Origin of the sequence: Pantoea sp. USMM079, from assembly GCF_037153115.1 — a bacterium.
GTDB lineage: Bacteria > Pseudomonadota > Gammaproteobacteria > Enterobacterales > Enterobacteriaceae > Pantoea > Pantoea communis.
This window is the reverse complement of sequence record NZ_JBBCKX010000074.1, coordinates 1-414: the sequence shown is the minus strand read 5'-3', so window position 1 is coordinate 414 and position 414 is coordinate 1. Positions and strand designations below refer to the sequence as shown.

Annotated in this window: 1 protein-coding gene; it reads right to left on the bottom strand. The window is 56.8% G+C overall.

The window, feature by feature from the left end:
* The coding region (locus WFP70_RS26570; RefSeq protein ID WP_337024911.1) for an ATP-binding protein at positions 1-414 on the bottom strand (414 nt) is incomplete at both ends.

Genomic DNA, 414 nt, shown 5'->3' with positions numbered 1-414 from the left:
CCCTGGCCGTCGGCCATCACCTGAATCTCGATGTGACGCGGGTTCTCGAGGAATTTCTCCATGTAGACCATGTCGTTGTTGAAAGCCGCTTTGGCTTCCGCTTTCGTCATGCCGATGGATTGTTCCAGATCTTTTTCACTGCGCACTACGCGCATACCACGACCGCCGCCGCCGCCAGAGGCTTTGATGATGACCGGGTAGCCGATGCGTTTGGCAATGGCACGGTTTTTATCCATGTCATCGGTCAGCGAGCCGTCAGATCCTGGCACGGTCGGCACACCGGTTTTCTTCATGGCGGTGATCGCAGACACTTTGTCGCCCATCAGGCGGATGGTGTCAGCTTTCGGGCCGATGAAGATAAAACCAGAGCGCTCAACCTGCTCGGCGAAATCGGCATTCTCAGAGAGGAAGCCG